The organism is Vibrio sp. 378 (assembly GCF_033339435.1).
On record NZ_JAWOUO010000100.1, the window covers coordinates 1 to 1,238 of the forward strand.

Consider the following 1,238-nt stretch of genomic DNA (forward strand, 5'->3'; position numbering starts at 1 on the left):
CTAAGAAGAAGTAATCTTGTTGAGGCTTACAAAGCCCAAATAGAAATAACAAAGGGTTGGCAATGCCAACCCTTTTTCGTTTGTGTAGCTTTCAATTAATAACGCGTATTGCGCTTCAATCAGTTTTGCTCTTCACGTTTAAATACCAAGTCTGTTGGTGTCGACTCTTCCTCAACGAAGTAGTAGCCAGCGGTATCAAACTTCGTTAAATCCGCCACGCTCTCAATGCGATTTTCGATGATGTAACGCGCCATCATGCCACGCGCTTTCTTCGCATAAAAACTGATCACCTTGTATTGGCCATTCTTACAGTCTTTGAAAATTGGCGTAATCACTTGTGCATCCAAGTTCTTTGGCTTCACCGCTTTAAAATACTCATTCGACGCAAGATTGATCAAAACATTGTCGCCTTGCTCAGCAATCGCTTCATTGAGCTTGTCGGTAATCACATTGCCCCAGAACTGGTACAGGTTGCTACCTTTCTCGTTCGCCAGTTTTGTTCCCATCTCCAGACGGTATGGTTGCATTAAGTCGAGCGGTTTGAGCAGACCGTACAGACCAGATAGCATGCGTAAGTGTTTTTGCGCGTATTCGAAGTCCGCATCTGATAGTGTTTCAGCTTCCAAGCCCGTGTACACATCACCTTTAAACGCCAAAATGGCCTGACGCGAGTTTTCCGTTGTGAACGTTTCGCTCCACTCTTGGAATCGCCCGACGTTCAGATCGGCTATTTTGTCACTCACTTTCATTAAAGAGGCAACATCAGCAGGCGTCAGTTTGCGGCAAACGTCGATCAATTCTTTTGAATATTCAATTAACTCTGGTTGAGTAAATTTTTCTGTCGCTAACGGAGACTCGTAATCGAGGGTCTTCGCTGGAGAAACTACGATAAGCATGACTTTCACTTCCCTAATTTTGTTTTTTATTAGGGTACAAAAAAAGCCATGCATTGTCTGCATGGCTTTACGAATCGTCTTAATAGCTTTTAACGATAGGAGAACACTTAGTCTTTCTTAGTGTTGTCCCAAATACCGTCTTCTAGCTGAGACTTAAGCTCAGGGAAATCGTTCGCATCGAACGTTGGTACTTTACCTTCACCTAGCTGGCGGTTGTAGTCTTTCGCCAGTTTGATCACGATGCCCGATAGCAACAGAATCGCTACCAAGTTAACAATCGCCATCAGACCCATCGAAACGTCAGCCAACGACCAAACCACAGGAAGAGACGCTAGTGCACCA

The 1,238-nt window shown here is 44.3% G+C and carries 2 protein-coding genes; both read right to left on the minus strand.

The features are described from left to right. Positions 1 to 119: 119 nt before the first annotated feature. Entirely contained in the window at positions 120 to 896 is a 777-nt protein-coding gene (gene yaaA / locus R7Q48_RS24355) for a peroxide stress protein YaaA (protein ID WP_025523242.1), read from the minus strand. A 107-nt stretch (positions 897 to 1,003) separates the two neighbouring features. Beyond that, the coding region (locus R7Q48_RS24360; protein WP_318132669.1) for an alanine:cation symporter family protein at positions 1,004 to 1,238 on the minus strand (235 nt) is incomplete at its 5' end.